Annotated in this window: 16 protein-coding genes; 10 read left to right on the top strand and 6 right to left on the bottom strand. The window is 71.4% G+C overall.

The window, feature by feature from the left end:
* Positions 1-4: 4 nt before the first annotated feature.
* The 5 genes from ACF08N_RS02165 to ACF08N_RS02145 all read right to left on the bottom strand — a co-directional run bounded on the left by ACF08N_RS02165 (position 5) and on the right by ACF08N_RS02145 (position 7,449).
* Positions 5-979, bottom strand: coding sequence for an HpcH/HpaI aldolase/citrate lyase family protein (locus ACF08N_RS02165; protein ID WP_392322625.1), 975 nt, complete (start codon positions 977-979; stop codon positions 5-7).
* On the bottom strand, positions 976-2,997 hold the full coding sequence (locus ACF08N_RS02160) for a protein meaA (RefSeq protein ID WP_392322624.1): 2,022 nt from the start codon (positions 2,995-2,997) through the stop codon (positions 976-978). The genes ACF08N_RS02165 and ACF08N_RS02160 overlap by 4 nt, the downstream gene beginning before the upstream one ends.
* Positions 2,997-4,334, bottom strand: a complete 1,338-nt coding sequence (gene ccrA, locus ACF08N_RS02155; protein WP_392322623.1) for a crotonyl-CoA carboxylase/reductase — start codon at positions 4,332-4,334, stop codon at positions 2,997-2,999. Before ccrA ends, ACF08N_RS02160 begins: the two co-directional genes overlap by 1 nt.
* Positions 4,335-4,718: 384 nt before the next feature.
* Positions 4,719-5,570 (bottom strand): TetR family transcriptional regulator, encoded by an 852-nt coding sequence (locus ACF08N_RS02150; RefSeq protein ID WP_392322622.1) that lies wholly within the window; start codon positions 5,568-5,570, stop codon positions 4,719-4,721.
* 97 nt (positions 5,571-5,667) lie between these two features.
* Entirely contained in the window at positions 5,668-7,449 is a 1,782-nt protein-coding gene (locus ACF08N_RS02145; protein WP_392322621.1) for a 3-hydroxyacyl-CoA dehydrogenase family protein, read from the bottom strand.
* A gap of 315 nt (positions 7,450-7,764) precedes the next feature.
* Here ACF08N_RS02145 and ACF08N_RS02140 point away from each other — a divergent pair, with 315 nt between their 5' ends.
* Positions 7,765-8,349 (top strand): adenylosuccinate lyase, encoded by a 585-nt coding sequence (locus ACF08N_RS02140; RefSeq protein WP_392322620.1) that lies wholly within the window; start codon positions 7,765-7,767, stop codon positions 8,347-8,349.
* Between the two features lie 193 nt (positions 8,350-8,542).
* Here ACF08N_RS02140 and ACF08N_RS02135 read toward each other — a convergent pair whose 3' ends face one another.
* Positions 8,543-9,574, bottom strand: a complete 1,032-nt coding sequence (locus tag ACF08N_RS02135) for an Rv2578c family radical SAM protein (protein ID WP_392322619.1) — start codon at positions 9,572-9,574, stop codon at positions 8,543-8,545.
* 137 nt (positions 9,575-9,711) lie between these two features.
* Here ACF08N_RS02135 and ACF08N_RS02130 point away from each other — a divergent pair, with 137 nt between their 5' ends.
* The 9 genes from ACF08N_RS02130 to rocD all read left to right on the top strand — a co-directional run bounded on the left by ACF08N_RS02130 (position 9,712) and on the right by rocD (position 22,024).
* The gene (locus tag ACF08N_RS02130; protein ID WP_392322871.1) at positions 9,712-10,155 is read left to right on the top strand and encodes an SRPBCC family protein; all 444 of its coding nucleotides are present in this window, start codon (positions 9,712-9,714) and stop codon (positions 10,153-10,155) included.
* A 212-nt stretch (positions 10,156-10,367) separates the two neighbouring features.
* On the top strand, positions 10,368-12,776 hold the full coding sequence (locus ACF08N_RS02125) for an MFS transporter (protein ID WP_392322618.1): 2,409 nt from the start codon (positions 10,368-10,370) through the stop codon (positions 12,774-12,776).
* Positions 12,777-13,134: 358 nt separating this feature from the next.
* Positions 13,135-15,528, top strand: coding sequence for a SpoIIE family protein phosphatase (locus tag ACF08N_RS02120; RefSeq protein ID WP_392322617.1), 2,394 nt, complete (start codon positions 13,135-13,137; stop codon positions 15,526-15,528).
* A 158-nt stretch (positions 15,529-15,686) separates the two neighbouring features.
* Entirely contained in the window at positions 15,687-16,931 is a 1,245-nt protein-coding gene (locus ACF08N_RS02115; protein ID WP_392322616.1) for a hypothetical protein, read from the top strand.
* The gene (locus ACF08N_RS02110; protein WP_392322615.1) at positions 16,931-18,526 is read left to right on the top strand and encodes a substrate-binding domain-containing protein; all 1,596 of its coding nucleotides are present in this window, start codon (positions 16,931-16,933) and stop codon (positions 18,524-18,526) included. Before ACF08N_RS02115 ends, ACF08N_RS02110 begins: the two co-directional genes overlap by 1 nt.
* On the top strand, positions 18,510-19,283 hold the full coding sequence (locus ACF08N_RS02105) for a hypothetical protein (RefSeq protein ID WP_392322614.1): 774 nt from the start codon (positions 18,510-18,512) through the stop codon (positions 19,281-19,283). The genes ACF08N_RS02110 and ACF08N_RS02105 overlap by 17 nt, the downstream gene beginning before the upstream one ends.
* 38 nt (positions 19,284-19,321) lie before the next feature.
* The gene (locus ACF08N_RS02100; protein ID WP_392322613.1) at positions 19,322-19,831 is read left to right on the top strand and encodes an Lrp/AsnC family transcriptional regulator; all 510 of its coding nucleotides are present in this window, start codon (positions 19,322-19,324) and stop codon (positions 19,829-19,831) included.
* Positions 19,832-19,970: 139 nt separating this feature from the next.
* On the top strand, positions 19,971-20,801 hold the full coding sequence (gene ddaH / locus ACF08N_RS02095) for a dimethylargininase (protein ID WP_392322612.1): 831 nt from the start codon (positions 19,971-19,973) through the stop codon (positions 20,799-20,801).
* Positions 20,798-22,024: an ornithine--oxo-acid transaminase gene (gene rocD, locus ACF08N_RS02090; protein ID WP_392322611.1), complete on the top strand. Its 1,227-nt coding sequence runs from the start codon at positions 20,798-20,800 to the stop codon at positions 22,022-22,024. The genes ddaH and rocD overlap by 4 nt, the downstream gene beginning before the upstream one ends.
* Positions 22,025-22,079 lie beyond the last annotated feature (55 nt).

Here is a 22,079-nt window from a genome sequence, read left to right as displayed (position 1 = left end):
GCGCTCAGCCCTCCGGGATCTCGAACTTGGTGGTGCGCCGCATGCCGGCCGCGCGTCCCTTGCCGGAGATGACCAGCGCCATCTTGCGGCTGGCCTCGTCGATCATCTCGTCGCCGAGCATCGCCGAGCCCTTCTTGCCGCCCGCCTCGGACGTGTAGTAGTCGTACGCGTCCAGGATCAGCTCGGCGTGGTCGTAGTCCTCCTGGGACGGCGAGAAGATCTCGTTGGACGCCTCGACCTGGCCCGGGTGCAGCACCCACTTGCCGTCGAAGCCGAGGGCCGCGGCGCGGCCGGCGACCTCGCGGTAGCCGTCGATGTTGCGGATCTGGAGGTAGGGGCCGTCGATCGCCTGGAGGTTGTTGGCGCGGGCGGCCATCAGGATCTTCATCAGGATGTAGTGGTAGGCGTCGGCCGGGTAGCCGGGCGGCTGCTCGCCGACGACCAGGGACTTCATGTTGATGGAGGCCATGAAGTCGGCCGGGCCGAAGATGATCGTCTCCACGCGCGGGGACGCCTGGGCGATCTCGTTGACGTTGTTGAGGCCCTGGGCGTTCTCGATCTGCGCCTCGACGCCGATCTTGCCCAGCTCGAAGCCCATCGTCTTCTCGATCTGCGTGAGCAGCAGGTCGAGCGCGACGACCTGCTCGGCGTTCTGCACCTTCGGCAGCATGATGCAGTCGAGGTTCTGGCCGGCGCCCTCCACGACGGTGACGACGTCGCGGTAGGTCCACTCGGTGGTCCAGTCGTTGACGCGCACGACCCGCGTCTTGCCCGTCCAGTCGCCCTCGTTGAGGAACTTCACGATGGTGTGCCGCGCCTCCGGCTTGGCGAGCGGCGCACAGGCGTCCTCCAGGTCCAGGAAGACCTGGTCGGCCGGCAGACCCTGGGCCTTCTCCAGGAAGCGCGGGTTCGAGCCGGGCACGGCCAGGCAGGAACGGCGCGGACGGAGACGGTTCACCGGGTGCACAGGCGTGGTCATGCGTGGACCTCCGTACTTTCAAGGGGGTTGAGCTTGTTCGCTTGGCGGATCTCGTCGACGATACGGCCGATGATCTCCGTGATGCCGAAGTCCTTCGGGGTGAAGACGGCGGCCACACCAGCCGCCTTCAGTTCGGTGGCGTCGGCGTTCGGGATGATGCCACCCACGATCACCGGGATGTCGGCCGCACCCGCCTCGCGCAGCCGCGTGAGCACGTCCGGCACCAGCTCGGCGTGCGAGCCGGACAGGATCGACAGACCGACGCAGTGCACGTCCTCCGCGAGGGCGGCCGAGACGATCTGCTCCGGGGTCAGCCGGATGCCCTGGTAGACCACCTCGAACCCGGCGTCACGAGCCCGTACGGCGATCTGCTCGGCACCGTTGGAGTGGCCGTCCAGGCCGGGCTTGCCGACGAGCAGCCGCAGCCGCCCCGCACCCAGCTCCTCGGCGGTGCGGGCCACCTTCTCGCGTACGGCGGCGAGCGGTGTGCCCGCCTCCGCGGCGACCGCCACCGGGGCGCTGCTGACGCCCGTCGGCGCACGGAACTCGCCGAAGACGTCACGCAGCGCCCAGGCCCACTCGCCGGTGGTGACGCCCGCACGCGCACACTCGACGGTGGCCGCCATCAGGTTCTCGGTGCCCGCCGCGGCCTTCTTCAGCGCCGCGAGGGCCTCGGCGGCACGGGACTCGTCACGGTCGGCGCGCCACTCGTGCAGCTTGGCGACGACGCGGGCCTCGTTCGCCGGGTCCACCGTCATGATCGCCGTGTCGAGATCGGCGGTGAGCGGGTTCTCCTCGGTCGTCTCGAAGATGTTGACGCCGACGATCTTCTCGTCGCCGGCCTCGATCCGGGCCCGCCGCTCGGCGTGCGAGGAGACCAGCTGCGACTTGAGGTAGCCGGACTCGACGGCCGCCATCGCGCCGCCCATCTCCTGGATCCGGTCGATCTCCGCCAGGCACTCGGCGACGAGCGAGTCGACCTTGGCCTCGATGACGTGCGAGCCGGCGAAGATGTCCTCGTACTCCAGCAGGTCCGACTCGTGCGCCAGCACCTGCTGGATGCGCAGCGACCACTGCTGGTCCCAGGGCCGGGGCAGCCCCAGCGCCTCGTTCCAGGCGGGCAGCTGCACGGCCCGCGCCCGGGCGTCCTTGGAGAGTGTCACGGCCAGCATCTCCAGCACGATGCGCTGGACGTTGTTCTCCGGCTGCGCCTCGGTCAGGCCGAGGGAGTTGACCTGGACGCCGTAGCGGAAGCGGCGCTGCTTCTCGTTCTCGATGCCGTACCGCTCGCGCGTGATCTTGTCCCAGATGCGGCCGAACGCGCGCATCTTGCACATCTCCTCGATGAAGCGGACGCCCGCGTTCACGAAGAACGAGATCCGGGCGACCACATCGCCGAACTTCTCCTGCGGCACCTGGCCCGAGTCCCGCACCGCGTCCAGCACGGCGATCGCCGTGGACATCGCGTACGCGATCTCCTGCACGGGCGTGGCCCCGGCCTCCTGCAGGTGGTAGCTGCAGATGTTGATCGGGTTCCACTTGGGGATGTTGGCCACCGTGTACGTGATCATGTCGGTGGTCAGGCGCAGCGAAGGACCGGGCGGGAAGACGTGCGTCCCGCGCGACAGGTACTCCTTGACGATGTCGTTCTGCGTCGTGCCCTGGAGCCTGGTGATGTCGGCGCCCTGCTCCTCCGCGACCACCTGGTACAGCGACAGCAGCCACATGGCGGTGGCGTTGATGGTCATCGAGGTGTTCATCTGCTCCAGGGGGATCTCCTGGAACAGCCGGCGCATGTCGCCCAGATGGGACACCGGGACCCCGACCCGGCCGACCTCGCCGCGGGCGAGGATGTGGTCGGGGTCGTAACCGGTCTGGGTCGGCAGGTCGAAGGCGACCGACAGCCCCGTCTGGCCCTTGGCGAGGTTGCGCCGGTACAGCTCGTTGGACGCCTCGGCGGTCGAGTGACCGGCGTACGTCCGCATGAGCCAGGGCCGGTCCTTCTTCCGTTCCGTCATCAGACGTTCCGGAAGCGGTTGATGGCGTCGAGGTGCTTCTCGCGCATCTCCGGGTCGCTGACACCCATGCCCTCCTGCGGGGCGAGTGCGAGGACGCCGACCTTGCCCTGGTGGAGGTTGCGGTGCACGTCGTACGCGGCCTGGCCGGTGTCCTCCAGGGAGTACACCTTCGACAGGGTGGGGTGGATCTTGCCCTTGGCGATGAGGCGGTTGGCCTCCCACGCCTCGCGGTAGTTGGCGAAGTGCGAGCCGATGATCCGCTTCAGCGACATCCACAGGTAGCGGTTGTCGTACTCGTGCATGTAGCCCGACGTCGAGGCGCAGGTGGTGATGGTGCCGCCCTTGCGGGTGACGTAGACGGAGGCGCCGAAGGTCTCGCGGCCGGGGTGCTCGAAGACGATGTCGATGTCCTCGCCGCCGGTGAGTTCGCGGATGCGCTTGCCGAAGCGCTTCCACTCCTTCGGGTCCTGGGTCTGCTCGTCCTTCCAGAACTTGTAGCCCTCGGCGTTGCGGTCGATGATCGACTCGGCGCCCATCGCCCGGCAGATGTCCGCCTTCTGCTCGCTGGAGACGACACAGATCGGGTTGGCGCCGCCCGCGAGCGCGAACTGCGTGGCGTACGAGCCGAGTCCGCCGCTCGCGCCCCAGATCAGGACGTTGTCGCCCTGCTTCATGCCGGCGCCGTTGCGGGAGACCAGCTGGCGGTACGCGGTGGAGTTGACCAGGCCCGGTGCCGCCGCCTCCTCCCAGCTGAGGTGCTTCGGCTTGGGCATCAGCTGGTTGGACTTGACGAGCGCGATCTCCGCGAGCCCGCCGAAGTTGGTCTCGAAGCCCCAGATGCGCTGCTCGGGGTCGAGCATCGTGTCGTTGTGGCCGTCGGAGGACTCCAGTTCGACGGACAGGCAGTGCGCGACGACCTCGTCACCCGGGGTCCAGGCGTTCACGCCGGGGCCGGTGCGCAGGACGACGCCCGCGAGGTCGGAGCCGATGATGTGGTACGGCAGGTCGTGGCGCTTGGTGAGCTCGGAGAGCTTTCCGTACCGCTCCAGGAAGGCGAAGGTCGGGAGCGGCTCGAAGATCGAGGTCCACACGGAGTTGTAGTTGACCGAGGAGGCCATGACCGCCACCAGGGCCTCTCCGGGGCCCAGCTCGGGCACCGGGACGTCGTCCAGGTGGATCGACTTGCGCGGGTCCTTCTCCCGGGTCTCGAGACCGGCGAACATCTCCGTCTCGTCCTTGTGCACGGTGATCGCGCGGTACGACTCGGGGAGCTTCAGTGCGGCGAAGTCGGCGGACGTGCTGTCCGGCGACTGGATCGCGTCCAGGATTTCCTTCACGGTGTTGCCTCCGGCGAGAAGCGTCCGTACGCGGACGCTGAGGGGTACGTCGGGTGGTGCTGCTGTGGAGGTGTGCCGTCGGTTCGGCCGGTGGTGCTGCTGGCAGCGCTGGTGTGCGCGAAAGGTGCCTGTGACGCAGGCGTCCGGGCGGGCAACCGGGAGGGTTGCTGGGACAGCCGGCGTGCGAGTGTTCTCTGCACGCCGACCGCCCGGACTCCTTCAACGTATGGCACGGCGTGCCAGGTGACAAGACACTGCGTGCCAAGAATTTGTCTCAGATGCAATCCGGTGGACACATATGAGCGATGATCGATCGAATCAGGGCGCAAAACAGGCGACGGCCGCCCGAATCGAGCGGCCGTCGTGTGAGGGCGGGGGAGAGGGTCAGGACTCCTTGAGAGCCTGTTCGATCGTGCGCATGACCTCGCTCAGCGGCGCGTCCGTCCGCGCCACGGCCACCAGGACCTCGCCCTCGCTCCGCACGGCGGCGGCGGGCTGCTCGGTGGCTGACGAGGTGTGCGCGGCCTTGCGGCCGGCTCCTATCCCGGTGCCGAACGTGTCGCGGACGATGGCGAACGCGTGATCCAGCTGGGCCTCGACGTCGCCCTGCCCGCCCGCCCGCAGCCAGCGGCGCAGCACATGGTTGTGGGCCGTGACCACCGCGGACGCGGCCACCTCCGCCAGCAGCGGGTCGTCGTTGCCGTCGTGGTGGTCCCGCTCGTCGAAGTGGCCCAGCAGATAGCGCGTGAACAGCCGCTCGTAGCGGGCCACCGAGGCGATCTCGCGCTCCCGCAGCGTCGGCACCTCACGGGTCAGCCGGTAGCGCTCGACGGACACGGCCGGGGAGGCCGCGTACATGCGCATGACCTCCTTGATGCCCCGGCACACCGTGTCGAGCGGGTGCTCGTGGGGCGGAGCCGCGTTCAGCACCGCCTCGGCACGCACCAGGGTGTCGTCGTGGTCGGGGAAGATCGCCTCTTCCTTGGAGCGGAAGTGGCGGAAGAAGGTCCGGCGTGCCACTCCGGCCGCCGCGGCGATCTCGTCGACCGTCGTCGCCTCGTACCCCTTGGTCGCGAACAACTCCATGGCCGCCGCCGCGAGTTCGCGGCGCATCTTCAGGCGTTGCGCGGCGGCGCGGGAGCCTGCGGCACTTTCCGGAGCGTCGGTGGCGGCACCGGCGCGGCCGGGCCGGCGGGCGGGGTCAGCGGGCTGGGGCATGACCTGAACGTACTGCATTCGTGCAGCCGGGCGCGCCTGCGGGTCGGGCCCGGCCCGCTCGGACGCGGGGGGCGGGCTCCCCGGACCGAGCAGCCCGCCCCACGCGCCGTCGGTATCAGCGCCGGGCATATTCGCGGAAACCGCGCCCCGTCTTGCGCCCCAGGCACCCTGCGGCCACCAGGTGCTCCAGCAGCGGCGCGGGCGCGAGGCCCGGGTCGCGGAACTCCTGGTGCAGCACCTTCTCGATGGCGAGCGAGACATCGAGGCCGACGACGTCGAGCAGCTCGAACGGGCCCATCGGGTAGCCGCCGCCCAGCTTCATCGCGGCGTCGATGTCGTCGAGGGAGGCGTAGTGCTCCTCGACCATCTTGATCGCGTTGTTCAGGTACGGGAAGAGGAGCGCGTTCACGATGAATCCGGCGCGGTCGCCGCAGTCCACCGGGTGCTTCCGGATCCGGGTGGTGACCTCGCGGACGGTGGCGTGGACGTCGTCGGCGGTCAGGACCGTCCGCACGATCTCGACCAGCTTCATCGCCGGGGCCGGGTTGAAGAAGTGCATCCCGATGACGTCCTGCGGGCGCGAGGTGGCGCGGGCGCAGGCCACGACGGGCAGTGAGGAGGTCGTGGTGGCGAGCACCGCGCCCTGCTTGCACACCTTGTCCAGGGTGGCGAACAGCTGCTGCTTGATCTCCAGGTCCTCGGCGACGGCCTCGACGGCCAGGTCGACGTCCGAGAAGGCGTCCAGCGAACCGGCGGGCGTGATCCGGGCCAGCGTCGCCTCCATGGCCTCCTCGGCCATCCGGCCACGGGCGACCGAGCGCCGCAGCGACTTGGTGATGAGGCCCTTGGCGACCTCGGCCTTCTCCAGGCTGCGGGCCGCCAGGACGACGTCGTAGCCGGCCTTGGCGAAGACCTCCGCGATGCCGCTCGCCATCGTGCCCGAGCCGGCCACGCCGACCGAGCGGATCTCACGGCCGGTGGCGGCCGCGGCCGTTCCGAGCGGCGTGAGCGCGTCCGTGACGACCTCGGCCGAGCCGGGGGCGGCGTAGGTGTAGAAGCCGCGGCCCGCCTTGCGGCCGGTCAGTCCCGCCTCGCTGAGCTGCCCCAGGATCGGCGCGGGGGCGTGCAGCCGGTCGTGCGAGGCGGCGTACATGGCGTCCAGCACGGTGCGGGCGGTGTCGATGCCGATCAGGTCGAGCAGGGCGAGCGGGCCCATCGGCAGGCCGCAGCCGAGCTTCATCGCCGCGTCGATGTCCTCGCGGGAGGCGTACCGGGCCTCGTACATGGCGGCGGCCTGGTTGAGGTAGCCGAACAGCAGGCCGTCCGCGATGAAGCCCGGCCGGTCGCCGACCGCGACCGGCTGCTTGCCCAGCTCGCGGGCGAGCGCGGTGACGGCCTCGACGGCCTTCGGCGAAGTCAGCACCGAGGAGACGACCTCGACGAGCTTCATCGCCGGGGCCGGATTGAAGAAGTGCAGGCCCAGCACGCGCTCCGGGCGCTGGGACTCGGCGGCGAGCCGGGTCACCGACAGGGCGTTCGTCCCGGTGGCGAGGATCGTGTCCGGGCGGACGACGGAGTCCAGCTCGCGGAAGACCTGCTGCTTGGCCTCGTACGACTCCGGCACGACCTCGATCACGAGGTCCGCGTCGGCCGCGGCCTGCAGGTCGGAGAAGGTGCGGAAGCGGGCGAGGGTGTTGCGGCGCTCCTCCTCGGTGATCCGCTCGCGCTCCACGGCGCGGGCGGTGGAGGCCTCGAGGGCGGTGACCGCCTGGCGCGCGGCGGCGTCGCTGACGTCGATGCCGATGACCTCACGGCCGGCGCGGGCGAGGACCTCGGCGATGCCGGTGCCCATGGTGCCGAGGCCGACGACGGCGATGGTGTGCAGAGGGGTGTCCATCGGGGGACTCCAGGGATGAGTGACGACTATGAGGAGCGCGCGCGGAGGACGCTGAACGAGCGTAGGGCGCGCGGGTGTTCGCGTGGGCCGACGGACTTGTCCCTTGTCACGTCGTACTGCATGGCAGAACTGCCGAACCGACTTCCCCCATAGCCTTCGGCATGGGGGACCCCCAAGCGGCGGCTGCGTCACCAGGCCGCCGCGGGGTGCGGGGGTTACCCGCTCACATGAGATTAACTTGCGGGTAACGAGCGCGCCACCCCTCGGGCGGTGTGATCTGGATCGCCGCCGTGGAGCGCCGATACGCTGACCGCCATGGACGAGGAGCTGCGGTCGCTCGCGACGCGCCTGCGCGACGAGGCGGGCGGCGGCCCCGCGTACGAACGGCTGTTGGCCACTTCGGACCGGGAGGAGCTCGCCGCCGTCCTCACCGAGCACGAACGCCCCTTGTGGGCACGGGAGATGGCCGCGTTCCGCCTCGGCTGCGCCGGTGACCGGCGGGCCTTCGAGGCGCTGGTGCTGCTCCTCAACCACCGCGATCCCGAGCGGTGCGTCTCCGCCGCCCACGCGCTCGGCCGGCTCGCCGACCCGCGCACACCGCGCGCCGCGGCCGCGCTCGCCACCAACGAGCTGCGTGTTGCCTACGCGCTCGTGCCGGTGCGGCTGCTGACGCGCCTGCGGGCGCCCGAATCGGTACCGGCGCTGATCACCGTCCTCGGCCGCCGCCTGAGCCCGGGCGACCCGCACTGGCGGGTCGCCCTCGCCTGCGTGGAGGGCCTCGGCGCACTTGGCGACCCACGGGCGGAACGGGTGCTGCGGGCGTCCCTGCCCCACCCCCGCCTGACCGCGGCGGCCTCGGCGGCCCTGGCCCGCCTCCCGGACCCGCCCCGGGGCGCGTAACCGCGCGGCGGGGCGCGCCGGGGGCGGCGTGGTGCGGGGCGCGTGACCGCCCTGGGGGCGGCGTCGTGCCGACCGGCCTGTCTGGCCCGCAGACTGGCGCGCCCCTTGGCGACACCGGCCGGGGCGGCGCGGTGGGGACCCGCCTGTGCGGCCCCGGTGGCTGACACCGAGGCCGGGGCGGGTCGCCCGTGGCTCAGAGCAGCGTCAGCTGGGTGGGCTCCGGGAGCGCGGGCTCCGGCCGTACCGGTAGGCGCCGGTGCTCGCCGGCGCGCGCCGAGGGGCCGATCCCGAACTCGTCCGCCAGCTCGTGCACATGACGGGTGATACGGCGCTGGTACCACTTGGGGGCGTACGCCCCCTCCGCGTACAGCCGCTCGTAGCGCGCGACCAGGTACGGATGGTGTTCGCGCAGCCAGGCCATGAACCACTCGCGCGCTCCCGGCCGCAGATGCAGCACGAGCGGGGTCACCGAGGTCGCCCCGGACGCGGCGATCGCGCGGACCGTCGCCCGCAGCTGGTCCGGATGGTCGCCGAGGAACGGGATGACCGGCGCCATCAGCACCCCGCAGCCGATCCCGGCGTCGGTGAGGGCGCGTACGACATCGAGCCGGCGCTCCGGCGAGGGCGTACCGGGCTCCACCGTGCGCCAGAGCTCGCGGTCGGTGAAGCCGACCGAGACGGAGATGCCGACTTCGGTGACGTCGGCGGCCTGCCGCAGCAGGTCGAGATCGCGCAGGATCAGCGTGCCCTTGGTCAGGATGGAGAACGGGTTCGCGTGGTCGCGCAGGGCCGCGATGATGCCCGGCATCAGCCGGTAGCGGCCCTCGGCGCGCTGGTAGCAGTCCACGTTCGTCCCCATCGCGATGTGCGCGCCCTGCCACTGGCGGGAGGCGAGCTGGCGGCGCAGCAGCTCGGGGGCGTTGACCTTCACGACGATCTGCGAGTCGAAGCCGAGTCCGGTGTCGAGGTCCAGATAGCTGTGGGTCTTGCGGGCGAAGCAGTACACGCAGGCGTGCGTGCAGCCCCGGTAGGGGTTCACCGTCCATTCGAACGGCATCCGGGACGCGCCGGGCACCCGGTTGAGGATCGAACGCGCGCGGACCTCGTGGAACGTGATGCCCCGGAACTCGGGGGTGTCGAAGGTCCGGGTGGTCACCGCCGACGCACCGAACAGGGCGGTTTCCCCGTTGGTGGCGGGGCTGTCGGCCAGATTGTCCCAGCGCATGGGGTGCCTCCTCGGTCGCACTGCACGAGAGAATAGAACACCTGTTCCCATGATCGCTTCAACCGTGATTTGGGACGGCGCCCGGGAGGTGATTGGCTGGCCGCATCCCGATGGAGCGACTGCTGGAGGAACAGGACATGGCGCAGGTCGAGGCCACCACGGAACGGATCATCTCGGCGGACGCGGAGACGGTGTTCGACGCGCTGGCCGACTACGAGGGCACCCGCGCGAAGCTCCTGCCCGAGCACTTCAGCGAGTACGAAGTGCGCGAGGGCGGCGACGGCGAGGGCACCCTCGTCCACTGGAAGCTCCAGGCCACCAGCAAGCGCGTCCGCGACTGCCTGCTGGAGGTCACCGAGCCCACCGACGGCGAGCTCGTCGAGAAGGACCGCAACTCCTCCATGGTCACCACCTGGCGGGTCACCCCGGCCGGCGAGGGGAAGTCCAGGGCCGTCGTCACCACCGTCTGGAACGGCGCCGGCGGCATCGGCGGCTTCTTCGAGAAGACCTTCGCGCCCAAGGGGCTCGGCCGGATCTACGACAGCGTGCTGGACCGGCTCGCCGCCCACGTAGAGAAGTAGCCTCACCGGATCGGGTGGTTTTCCCCGCGGCCCGGATGTGCGCGGCCCGCGCATCGCGCCGCGGGAAAGCCCCTGATGAGCGCCCCAAGTGCGCCGTGTGCACGGCCTGTTGGGGCCTCTCGAACGTCCTGCCGGTAGGCGTGCCCGACTTGCTCCCCCTTCATGCGCAATGCGAAGAATGACGCCGCGCAGCGTGATGAGGGGAGCAGGACGTGAGCGGCAGCACTCTGGTGAAGGACGGGCAGGCCGCACCGGCCCCCGCCGGTCCGGCGGACCCGCCGCCTCCCGCCTCCGGCGCGCCGGAGGCGCTGAGCCCCCGCCGCGTACGGCTCGTCTTCGTGAGCCTCATGCTCGCGCTGCTCCTCGCCGCGCTCGAGCAGATGATCGTCGCCACCGCGCTGCCGAAGATCGTGGGGGAACTCCAGGGCCTGGACCGGATGCCCTGGGCGATCACCGCGTATCTGCTCACCGCCACGATCGGCCTGCCGGTCTACGGCAAGCTCGGCGATCTCTTCGGACGCAAGGGCGTGTTCCAGTTCGCCATCGTCGTCTTCGTGATCGGATCGGCACTCGCCGGCTGGTCGCGCAGCATGAACGAACTCATCGCCTTCCGCGCGGTCCAGGGCGTCGGCGCGGGCGGCCTCATGATCGGCGTGCAGGCGATCATCGCCGACATCGTCCCGCCGCGCGAACGCGGCCGGTTCATGGGGCTCATCGGCGCCGCCTTCGGCCTCGCCTCCGTCGCTGGCCCCCTGCTCGGCGGGTTCTTCACCGACCACGCGTCCTGGCGATGGTGCTTCTACTTCAACGTCCCCTTCGGCCTGATCACCCTCGCCGTGGTCTCCCTCGTGCTCAGGCTGCCGAAGCCCGCCACCCGGGCCCGGCTCGACGTCCTCGGCGCCCTGTTCCTCGCCGCCGCCTCCACCTGCCTGGTCCTGCTCACCAGTTGGGGCGGCACCGAGTACGCCTGGGACTCGCGCGTCGTCCTGGGCCTGGCCGCCGGTGCCGCCGCGAGCACCGTCCTCTTCCTCGTCGTCGAGCACTTCGCGCCCGAACCGATCGTGCCGCTGCGGCTGTTCCGCGACCCCGTCTTCGTCGTCACCTCGCTCGTCGGCGCCGTCGTGGGTGTCGCGCTCTTCGGCGCGGCGAGCTACCTTCCCACGTTCCTGCAAATGGTCGACGGCGCCAGTGCCACCGAGTCCGGCCTGCTGATGCTGCCGATGATGGGCGGCATCGTCGTCGCCTCCATCGTCTCCGGCCAGCTCATCAGCCGAACCGGCCGCTACCGGGTCTACCCCGTCGCCGGCGGGGCCGTCTCCGTCGTCGGCATGTGGCTGCTCTCCCGGCTCGAAGCGGACACGCCGCGCCTCGAGTACAGCATCTGGCAGGCCGTCCTCGGCATCGGCATCGGACTCGTCATGCCGGTCCTGATCCTCGCCGTCCAGAACACCGTGCCGCCCGCCGACCTGGGCACCGCCACCAGCGCCCACAACTATTTCCGCCAGATCGGCGGAAGCGTCGGCGCCGCCGTCTTCGGCACCCTGTTCGCCGACCGGCTCACCGACGCGCTCGCCGGCCGCCTGCCCGCCGGTGCGGGCCTGCCCGATCCCGAGTCGATCACCCCGCAGCTGGTGCACGCCATGCCGCCCGCCCTGCGCGAGGGCTACATCCAGGCGTACGCGGACGCGATGCCACGGATCTTCCTCTACCTCGTGCCGGTGCTCGTCCTCGGCCTCTTCCTCGCCTTCTTCCTCAAGGAGAAACCGCTGGTGTCCCACAACGCCTCCGCCGCCGAGCCCGCCGCCGTCCCGCACGCCCGCACCGCCGTGGGGACCGCCCCCGGCCCCGTCGCGCCCGCTGTCGCCGGCGTCCCCGTCTGCGGCACCGTGCAGCACCACGACGGGAGCAGCGTCCCGCGCGCCGCGCTCACCCTCATCGACGTCCAGGGGCGGCAGATCGGCCGCGGCGCGAGCGGTGAGGACGGCCGGTACGCGCTGAGCGTGCCGGGCTCCGGCTCGTACGTGATGATCGCCGCCGCGGGCGGCCACCAGCCGCAGGCCGTCACGGTCACCGTCGGCGAACGGCCCGTCGAACTCGACGTCGTGCTCGGCGGAGCGGGCCGGCTCGCCGGTGTCGTGGTCACCGCCGACGGCTCACCGGTCCGCGACGCGGCCGTCACGCTCACCGATGTACGCGGCGAGGTCGTGGCCTCCACCCGCAGCGGCCGGGAGGGCGGCTATGTGATCAGCGAGCTGGTCGCGGGGGAGTACACCCTCGCCGCCAGCGCCCCCGCCTTCCGCCCGGCCGCGCACCCCGTGAGCGTCCAGCCGTCCCGCGAGACCCGTCAGGACATCGAACTGGCCGGCGGGGCCCTGCTGCGCGGCACCGTACGCGCCGGGGACGGACGACCGGTCGACGACGCCCGTGTCACTCTGCTCGACGCGGCCGGCAATGTGGTCGACACCCTCACCACCGGGCCGGACGGAACGTTCCGCTTCGTGGACCTGTCGTCCGGCGAGTACACGGTCATCGCCGCCGGCTACCCGCCGGTCGCCACCGTGCTCCAGGTCGCGGGCGGCGGCCGCACGGAACGCGACCTCCAGCTGGGCCATGCCGATTAGGGTCTTTCGTTTGGATCAGGCCGGATCAGTGAGCGGGGTCTGGTGCGTGCGATCGCAAGGCGGAGGAGGGAGACAATGGCGGAGCCATGGCGACCGACGACAACGCGGCGAGCGTGCGTGCCAGGGCCCGCGAGCCCGGCATGATCCAAACGAGAGGCCCTAGGTCCTGTCCGGTCGATCAGGCCGGGCCCTGGGGCGGCGCGCACGGTCCGTCACCGCCGCGAGCGGCATGTGTCCGGAGCTTGACCGACCGTCAATTGCGCGCCCGCGCACCACCACTTGGCCGTTTGCCCGGCGCGTGGACCTCGCAGCGCCGTACCGTGGAGACCCAGGCCGACCGGGAAGGAGCGCTCCGCCCATGGACACTGGTGTTCCGTCGGCGCCGTCGCAGGAGTACGCCGCGGCGGGGCGGATTCCGCTCGCGGTGGTCGTCGTGGACGGCGACGGCCTGGTCTCGCACTGGTCCACCGGTGCCCGGCGCCTCTTCGGCCCGGCGCGCGAGGAGGCGGTCGGCTGCCCCGCCGTTGAACTGCTGCCCGTCTTCGGTGCCCTGGCCGCCGACGCGGCCGACGACTTCGTCGACGGATACGGCGGCCCGGCCCTGGACGACGCCCTGGGCGGCCTCACCGACTATCCGGCCGCGGGCCGCGCCCGGCTGTCCGACCCCGGCCGGGGCCGGGTCGACGTGCTGTGGTGGGCCTACCCCATGGTCGGACCCGGCAGGGAACGGCTGGTCGTCCTCGCGGCCGACGCCGGCCAGTTCGCCGACGCGGACGAGAGCGTCGAGCGCATCGCCCCCGGCTTCGCCCTGCACACCGACTTCCCCGGGTTCGGCGAACTGGCGCGCCGGCTCCCCGAGATCCTGCCCAGCATGAGCGTGCGGGAGTCCACCCGGATCGTCGCCCAGATACTCGACCTCGGCTATCCGGTGCTGGAGTTCAGCCACCACGACCGGGTGCCCGTCACCCCGGACTGGGGCGTGCCGCGCAGGGCCGAGCGTCTCGCCCGCCGCCGTGCCGCCGAGGAGGTGACCGCGGCCGGGCATCCCGTCGACGCCGCGGACCCGGAGCAGGACCTCGAGTACGCCGCGGTGCGCGAGCGCCTGGAGTTCCTCAACGAGGTCAGCGGCCGCATCGGCTCCTCGCTCGACCTCGCCCGCACGATCCAGGAGGTCAGCGCGGCCGTCGTGCCCAGGTTCAGCGATGTGGCCTGCACCTACCTGAGGGAGGAGGTCGTCGCCGGCGAGGGCCTCTCGGAGGGGGATCCCGACGCCACGACCCTGTGGCACCGCGTCGCCTTCGAGCACGTCGACGAGCCGGGGCGCTGGGACGATGTCGTGCCGGTCGGCGAGTCCATGCCGTTCCCCGCGCACACGCCCTTCTTCCAGTGCATGATCACCGGCGAGCCGGTCCTGGTGCCCCGCATCACCGAGGAGATGGGCACCGCGATCGCGGAGCAGTTCGACAAGCGCGACATGCGTCCGCTCATCAACGGCCGCTCGATGCTGATCGCACCGCTCAAGGCGCGCAACGTGGTCCTCGGGTGCATGATCCTGCTGCGCCATCCGGAGCGGCCCGAGTTCCACGACATGGACCGCGTCACCGGCGCCGAACTCGCGGCCCGCGCCGGGCTGGTGCTCGACAACGCGCGCATGTACACCTACCAGGAGAACGTCGCCGAGACCCTCCAGGACTCGATGCTTCCCCAGGTCACCCCGCGCATGGCGGGCTGCGACACGGCCACCCGCTATCTGCCGGGCACCCTGCTGGGCCGGGTCGGCGGCGACTGGTTCGACTCGGTCAAGCTGCCCGGTTCGCGCACCGCGCTCGTCGTCGGCGACGTCATGGGCCACGGCCTCAACTCGGCCGCCATGATGGGCCAGCTGCGCACCGCCGTGCAGACCATGGCGGCCCTCGACCTGCCGCCCGAGCAGTTGCTGCGGGGCCTCGACGACCTGGCCCAGCGCCTCGGCGAGCACTACCTCGCCACCTGCCTCTACGCCGTGTACGACCCCATCCGCGGCGAACTGCACCTGGCGAACGCGGGCCATGTGCCGCCGGTGATCGTCCGTGCCGAGGACGGCCGCAGCGAACTGCTCGACCTGCCCACCGGCGCCCCGATCGGCGTCGGCGGCGTGCCGTTCGAGAGCGTCCGCGTGCCGGTGTCGCCCGGTGACCGGCTGGTGATGTGCACGGACGGACTGGTGGAGGTGCGCGGCGAGGACATCGGCGTGGGCCTCGCGGCGCTCTGCGAGTCCGCCGCGCATCCGGCCGCGTCCATGGACGACGCGTGCGACACGATCATCCGTGCCCTGAACACGCGCGGCGGCCGCAAGGACGACGTGGCCCTGCTGATGGCCCGCCTGAACGGCATCGAGCCCGACTCCGTCGCGTCCTGGGAGCTGTCGCTCGCACCGCGCGAGGCCGCCCGCGCCCGCCGGCTCGTCCGGGAACAGCTCACCGCCTGGGGGCTCGACGCGCTCACCGACACCGTGGAGCAGCTCGTCGGCGAGCTCGTGGCCAACGCCGTGCGGCACACCGACGGGCGCCGCGCCGAGCTGCGTCTGGTACGGGCCGGGACGCTGCTGTGCGAGGTCTCCGACGAGGACCACACCCTGCCGACGCTGCGCGGTGCGCGGCCGGACGAGGAGGCGGGGCGGGGCCTGCGCGTCGTGAGCGCCCTCGCGCGGGAGTGGGGCACGAGCCGTACGGCGCGGGGCAAGACGGTCTGGTGCGAACTGTCCCTGCCGTGACGGCCCGCCGGCCCGACCCGAGGGAAAGGTCAACGGCCTTGTAAGCAAAGGGAGTTGAGCTGTTCACCAGGGGTTGGTCGTAAGTCCCGCAGGCCGTCACCCGGGGCCGAAAGGATCTCCCTTGAGGTGACACCGGGGACGAGGGGGAGGCGGCGCCCGTGGGGGACGGCGAGAGACGGACCACCGAGGAACCGCGGCTGGGCATCAGGCGCGATGCGCGCTCGCCCTGGTCGCGGCGCGGCTTCCTCCTGACGTTCCTGCCGCTGCTCGCCGCCGTGCTGACGGGGACGACGGCGCTGGCCGTGTCGGGGAACATCCTGCTTCCCCTGGAGCGGGTCGTCACGCTGGAGGGGAAGATGGCCTCCAAGCGGGACTTCTTCGAGGACGCGGAGGTCCAGCGCATCCTGATGAAGCATCACATACGGGTGCACATCACGAGCTCGGGTTCGCGCGAGGTCGCCGTCCACGACATCTCCTCGTACGACTTCGTCTTCCCCTCCGGGCAGCCCGCCGGCGACCTGATCACCGGTGAGCGCGCGGCGGCCGACCGGTACGCCAAGGTCCACCGCCCGTTCGTCAGCCCCATCGCGCTCGCCACCTACCGCGAGTACGCCGAGACGCTCGCGGAAGCGGGCATCGCGACCGCGCAGCCGGGCTCCGGGGCCGACCGGCCGTTCTACTACGTGCTGGACATGCGGAAGTTCCTCCAGCACATCCACGACAAGCGCCGCTGGAACGACATCGGGGTCCAGCGGCACGGCATCGCCAACGCCAACCGGATCGTCGCCCAGACCCCGGACGTGTGCGGCTCCAACTCCGCCGGGACCTACCTCGCGCTGGTCGCCTTCACCTGGAACGGCGGCGGCGACGAGGTCCCCGACACGGACCGCGAGGCCGACGAACGAGGCCGGCACATCAGGCATCTTATGGAGCAGGGCCTGCCGGCCGCCGACGTCTTCCGCACCTACATCTCGCCCGAGGGAAAGAACATCGCCCCCGTGGTGGTCGCCTACGAGCACCAGTACCTCGCCTACCAGGTGCAGTACCGGAAGCAGTACGGCAAGCCGGACGCGCAGCGCGTGCTGCTCTACCCGTCCGGACAGTTCGTCACCCAGCCGCAGTTCATCTCCCTCAACAAGGACGGCGACCGGCTCGGCGAACTCATCACCCGCGACCCGGAGCTGCGGCGCCGCGCCATGGAACTCGGGTTCCGGATCCTGGACCCGGCCGGACAGGTCGCGGGCGACCAGCTCACCGGCTTCCTCCAGGAGCGCGAGGTCCCCGCGCCCGCCATCGACGGCGACGACACCAGGTCGGCCATGCCCCGGCTCCGCTATCTGGAGCGCATGATCTCCGCCGTCGGCGACTGCCCCGCCGCCGACGTGGCGTCCGGGCAGCCCTGATGGGGACGCCCCGCCGGGCGACCCGGCTGGTCGCCCTGTGCCTGGCGACTCTGTGGCTCGCCGCGGCCACGGCCTGCTCCGCCGACCGGCCCGACCCGGTCACCCTGCGGGTGCTGGCCAGTACGGAGCTCGCCGACATGGCACCCCTGCTGGACGACCTGCGCCGCGAGACCGGCATCACGCTGGAGATGGACCACCGGGGGACGGTGGACGCCAGCAACGAGCTGGCCGGGCCCGGCCCCCGCCGGCACGACCTGGCATGGCTGTCGTCGGACCGGTACTACCTGCTGAAGTCCAAGGCGAACGGCGCGAGTGGCGAGAAGCCGCTGACGACCAACACCATGCGGTCGCCCGTCGTCATCGGCATGAAGCCCGCGGTGGCCGACCGGCTGCGCGGGAACACCCCGGACGGCCGGATCTCGTGGGCCGACGCGGCCGATGCCGCGGCCGACGGCTCGCTGCGGTTCGGGATGGCCGATCCCCGCCGCAGCAACAGCGGGCTCGCCGCGCTCGTCGGCGTGGCGACCGCCGCCGCCGGCACCGGCACCGCCCTGCGCCCGGCGGACGTCTCCTGCGACCGGCTGCGCGGCTTCTTCGCCGGGCACGCGCTCACCAGCGACGCCTCCGGCTCGCTCGCCGACGGCTACGTGGCCCGCCAGGCCGAGCTGGACGCCCTGATCACCTACGAGTCCGAACTGCTCGTACTCAACAGGAGCGGCCGGCTCCGCGAACCGCTCGAGATCGTCTACCCCGCGGACGGCATGGTCCTGTCCGACTATCCGCTGCTCCTCCTCGACCCGGCCAAGCGCGCCGCGTACGACCGGCTGGTGGAGTGGCTGCGCAGCGAACCCGTCCAGAAAAGGATCATGGAACGCACCCTGCGCCGCCCGATCGACCCGGCGGTGCCCCGCATCGCGCCGCTGCGCGAAGGCGTCGGCAACGCGCTGTACTTCCCCGACGACCAGAAGGTCGTCGACCGGCTCCTCGACGACTACGGCGACCCGCGGCGCGACCGCACCACCCAGGTGGTGTTCCTGCTCGACTTCTCCACCTCGATGCGCGGGGAACGCATCGAACGACTGCGGGCCACCTTCGACGGGCTCGCCGGCGCGGACGACTCCCGCTCGGGCAAGTTCGTGCGCTTCTACCGGGGCGAGACGCTGACCGTGATGCGCTTCGGCGGGCGCGTACTGGACGAGCGCAGCGTCACGTATGAGGGGCAGGCCGACCTGGACCGCTTGCGCGGCTTCGTCGCGTCCGACGACTTCGACGACAGCACCGCCGTCTGGTCGTCCCTGGAGGCCGCCTACCGGAGCGTGTCCGCGGCGCTGCGGGAGCGGCCGGGACGCAGCGTGTCCATCGTGCTGATGACGGACGGCGAGAACAACGCCGGCATCGGTCTCGACGCCTTCGTCCGCCGCCACGCGCGGCTGCCGGAGGAGGTCCGCGCGGTGCGCACCTACACCGTCCGCTACGGCGAGGCGGACGACGACGAACTGGACCGGGGGGCACGGGCGACGGGTGGCCGCATGGTCGACGCCACCGGCCGTTCCCTCCTCAGCGCTTTCAAGGAGATCCGTGGGTGTGTTCACTGAGGCGTGGTGGGGCGTGTGGTGGCCCTGGATGCTCCTGTGGCTGATGACGGCCGCGGGCGCGGGGGCGCTCCTCGCCCTGGCCGTGACGCGGCTGGTCCGCGGCGCACGCGGCGGCCGGGACCTGACGTACAGCATCTGCTTCTACCTGCACGACCGGACCGTCATGGACCACTACCAGATGCGCGGCTACGCGGCGGCGCTGCGCAAGGAGGTCGAGCAGCGCACCAGTGACAGCAAGGACGGCAGCGTACGGGCGAAGGTCTTCGGGCTGAGCGCGGGTGGCGGTCGCAAGGACAACAGCGAGATCGTCAGCAAGTACCTGGAGGTCGCCGAACCGATCTCCGTCATCGGCGTCGTCATGGACGTCCTGGAGAAGAAGGACGTCATCGTCCACGTCGACCTCGTGGGTGAAACGGTACGGCGCAACGCCGCGCTCGCCCGCGCGCTCGCCGACCACCCGCGGTCCGGCACGTCCCCGGCGCAGAACGTGCGGCTGCGCGACATCGAGGACTTCGTCCTCATCCGCGGCCGGTTCCGCAAGATCGGCGAATCGCCCGAGTCCACGGTCCTCCTCGCCCCCTACGGCGACCCCGACGACCCGTCGTCCGGTCCGCGGGTCCGTGTCACCTGCGCGACCGAGGGGCTGCGCAACGAGGTCCCGAGAGGCACCTTCTCGGCGCGCTGCCTCGGCAAGGTGCAGGACTGGAACGCGGCGGACTCGGTGCTCGAAGTGCAGGCCATGGCCATCTTCCGATAGGGTCCGCGCGCAGCAGGGCCGTCCGGAGGAACACCGCCATGACCAACAGATCCGAGCCGTTCGACGAGCTGGACCGCAAGATCGTCGCCGCTCTCGTCGCCAACGCGCGGACGAGTTTCACGGAGATCGGCGCGGCGATCGGCCTGTCGGCGACCGCGGTCAAGCGGCGCGTGGACCGTATGCGCGAGGCCGACATCATCACCGGGTTCACCACCACGGTCCGCCCGTCCGCGCTCGGCTGGCGCACGGAGGCGTACGTCGAGGTGTACTGCGACAGCGCCGCGCCGCCGCGCCGCCTCGCCGAGGTCGTACGCGACTACCCCGAGATCATGGCCGCGATGACCGTGACCGGCGGCGCGGACGCGCTGCTGCACGTGCGGGCCACCGATGTGGAGCACTTCGAGGAGGTGCTGGAGCGCATCCGGGCGGAGCCTTTCATCCGCAAGACGATCAGCTACATGGTGCTCTCCCACCTGCTCACCTCCAGCCCCGAGGCCGGGGCGGGCAGGGCCGCGCCCAGGGAGGAACCCCCCTCCGGCGGAGTGTGAAACGAACTGCCGCGCAGGTGCCCGACAACGCAGCATTCCTGCGCGTACACGCAGCTCTTGATTCTTGTCGCCACTCCGTCCCGATTCCTACCGTTGAGACGTCCACCGGACATCGAGACGAAGCGGGAGGAATCCCTCGGTGCCACAAAGACGTGTGCCCCGGCCCAGGCGTTACCTGGTCTGCGAACCCCGTTATTACGACGTGCAGTACGCCATCAACCCCTGGATGCGCGAGGACAGCGAGGTCGACCACGACCTGGCCCTCGCCCAGTGGCGGACCCTCGTCAGCACGTACGAAGACCTCGGCCACACCGTCGAGCACGTCAGGCCGGAGCCCGGCCTCGTCGACATGGTGTTCGCCGCGAACTCGGCGCTCGTCCTCGACGGCCGGGTCTTCGGCTCCCGGTTCCACGCACCGCAGCGCAGGCCGGAGGAGGCCGCGTACGAGACCTGGTTCAAGTCGGCCGGATTCGAGGTCCACCGGCCCGAGTCGGTGTGCGAGGGCGAGGGGGACCTGGTGCCCGCGGGCCGCTTCGTCCTCGCCGGCACCGGCTTTCGCACCACCCCCGCCGCGCACCGCGAGGTGCAGGAGTTCTTCGGCGTCCCGGTGATCGGCCTCCAGCTGGTCGACCCGTACTTCTACCACCTGGACACCGCGCTGTTCGTCCTCGACGACGGCGGCGCGGACGGCGCGGCCCACATCGCCTACCACCCCGAGGCGTTCTCGCCCGGCAGCCGTGAGGTGCTGCAGCGCCTGTTCCCCGACGCGGTGACCGCCACGCGCGAGGACGCCATGGCCTTCGGGCTCAACTCCGTCTCCGACGGCCGCCACGTCCTCGTCGCCCCGCAGGCCGAAAGCCTCATCGGCCGCCTCGAAGCCCACGGCTACGTCCCCGTCCCCGTCGACCTGTCGGAATTCCACAAGGCCGGCGGCGGTATCAAGTGCTGCACCCAGGAGATCCGCGCATGACCCTCACGTCCGAACGCACCGAGCGCTCCTCCGCCGAGCTGATCCGCGCCGAGGAGAGCACCCTCGCGCACAACTACCACCCGCTGCCCGTCGTCGTCGCCCGGGCCGAGGGCGTCTGGGTGGAGGACGTCGAGGGACGCCGCTACCTCGACATGCTGGCCGGCTACTCGGCCCTGAATTTCGGCCACCGCCACCCGGACCTCGTCGCCGCGGCCCACCGCCAGCTCGACGAGCTCACCCTCACCTCGCGCGCCTTCCACAACGACCGGCTCGCCGGCTTCGCGGAGGGCCTCGCCTCCCTCACCGGCCTCGACATGGTCCTGCCGATGAACACCGGCGCCGAGGCCGTCGAGAGCGCCGTCAAGGTCGCCCGCAAATGGGCGTACGAGGTCAAGGGCGTCGCCCCCGACCGGGCCACGATCGTCGTCGCCGACGGAAACTTCCACGGCCGCACCACGACCATCGTCAGCTTCTCCACCGACGAGAGTGCCCGCGGCGGCTTCGGCCCCTTCACGCCCGGCTTCCGGATCGTCCCCTACAACGACCTCGCGGCGCTCGAAGCGGCGATCGACGAGACCACGGCGGCCGTGCTCATCGAGCCCATCCAGGGCGAGGCGGGCGTCGTCATCCCCGACGACGGCTACCTGACCGGCGTACGCGACCTGACGAGGCGCGCGGGCTGCCTGTTCATCGCGGACGAGATCCAGTCCGGCCTCGGCCGCACCGGCACCACGCTCGCCCTCGACCACGAGTCCGTCCTGCCCGACATGCTGCTGCTCGGCAAGGCCCTCGGCGGCGGCATCGTCCCCGTCTCCGCGGTGGTCGCGCGGCGTGACGTCATGTCCGTGCTGCGCCCCGGCGAACACGGCTCGACGTTCGGCGGGAACCCGCTGTCGGCGGCCGTCGGTTCCGCGGTCGTCGATCTGCTGGCCACCGGCGAGTACCAGCGCAGGGCGGCCGACCTCGGCACCGTCCTGCGCGACGGCCTCGCCGCCCTGACCGGGCGGGGAGTCGTCGGCTTCCGTGCCCGCGGCCTGTGGGCGGGCGTCGACGTCGACCCGGCGGTCGGCACCGGCCGCGAGATCAGCGAACGGCTGCTGGCCGAGGGCGTCCTCGTCAAGGACACCCACGGCTCCACCATCCGGATCGCGCCGCCGCTCACCATCACCGCCGAGGAGCTCCGGGGCGCCCTCGCCTCGCTGGAGAAGGTCCTCGGCGGATAGCGACCGGCACCCCCCTGAACAGCCACTCTCCGTCTAAACTCGCGCCCCTGGGCAC

This window comes from Streptomyces sp. NPDC015127, assembly GCF_043080095.1.
Taxonomy (GTDB): Bacteria; Actinomycetota; Actinomycetes; order Streptomycetales; family Streptomycetaceae; genus Streptomyces.
This window is presented reverse-complemented; position numbering and strand designations above follow the sequence as displayed.

Bases quoted from the DNA above. Each gene is read 5' to 3' on its own strand.
- ACF08N_RS02160 (WP_392322624.1), bottom strand. From the start codon at position 2,997: ATGACGGAACGGAAGAAGGACCGGCCCTGGCTCATGCGGACGTACGCC.
- ACF08N_RS02110 (WP_392322615.1), top strand. From the start codon at position 16,931: ATGGGGACGCCCCGCCGGGCGACCCGGCTGGTCGCCCTGTGCCTGGCG.
- rocD (WP_392322611.1), top strand. From the start codon at position 20,798: ATGACCCTCACGTCCGAACGCACCGAGCGCTCCTCCGCCGAGCTGATC.
- ACF08N_RS02145 (WP_392322621.1), bottom strand. From the start codon at position 7,449: ATGGACACCCCTCTGCACACCATCGCCGTCGTCGGCCTCGGCACCATG.
- ACF08N_RS02135 (WP_392322619.1), bottom strand. From the start codon at position 9,574: ATGCGCTGGGACAATCTGGCCGACAGCCCCGCCACCAACGGGGAAACC.
- ACF08N_RS02150 (WP_392322622.1), bottom strand. From the start codon at position 5,570: ATGCAGTACGTTCAGGTCATGCCCCAGCCCGCTGACCCCGCCCGCCGG.
- ACF08N_RS02130 (WP_392322871.1), top strand. From the start codon at position 9,712: ATGGCGCAGGTCGAGGCCACCACGGAACGGATCATCTCGGCGGACGCG.
- ACF08N_RS02100 (WP_392322613.1), top strand. From the start codon at position 19,322: ATGACCAACAGATCCGAGCCGTTCGACGAGCTGGACCGCAAGATCGTC.
- ACF08N_RS02140 (WP_392322620.1), top strand. From the start codon at position 7,765: ATGGACGAGGAGCTGCGGTCGCTCGCGACGCGCCTGCGCGACGAGGCG.
- ACF08N_RS02165 (WP_392322625.1), bottom strand. From the start codon at position 979: ATGACCACGCCTGTGCACCCGGTGAACCGTCTCCGTCCGCGCCGTTCC.
- ACF08N_RS02120 (WP_392322617.1), top strand. From the start codon at position 13,135: ATGGACACTGGTGTTCCGTCGGCGCCGTCGCAGGAGTACGCCGCGGCG.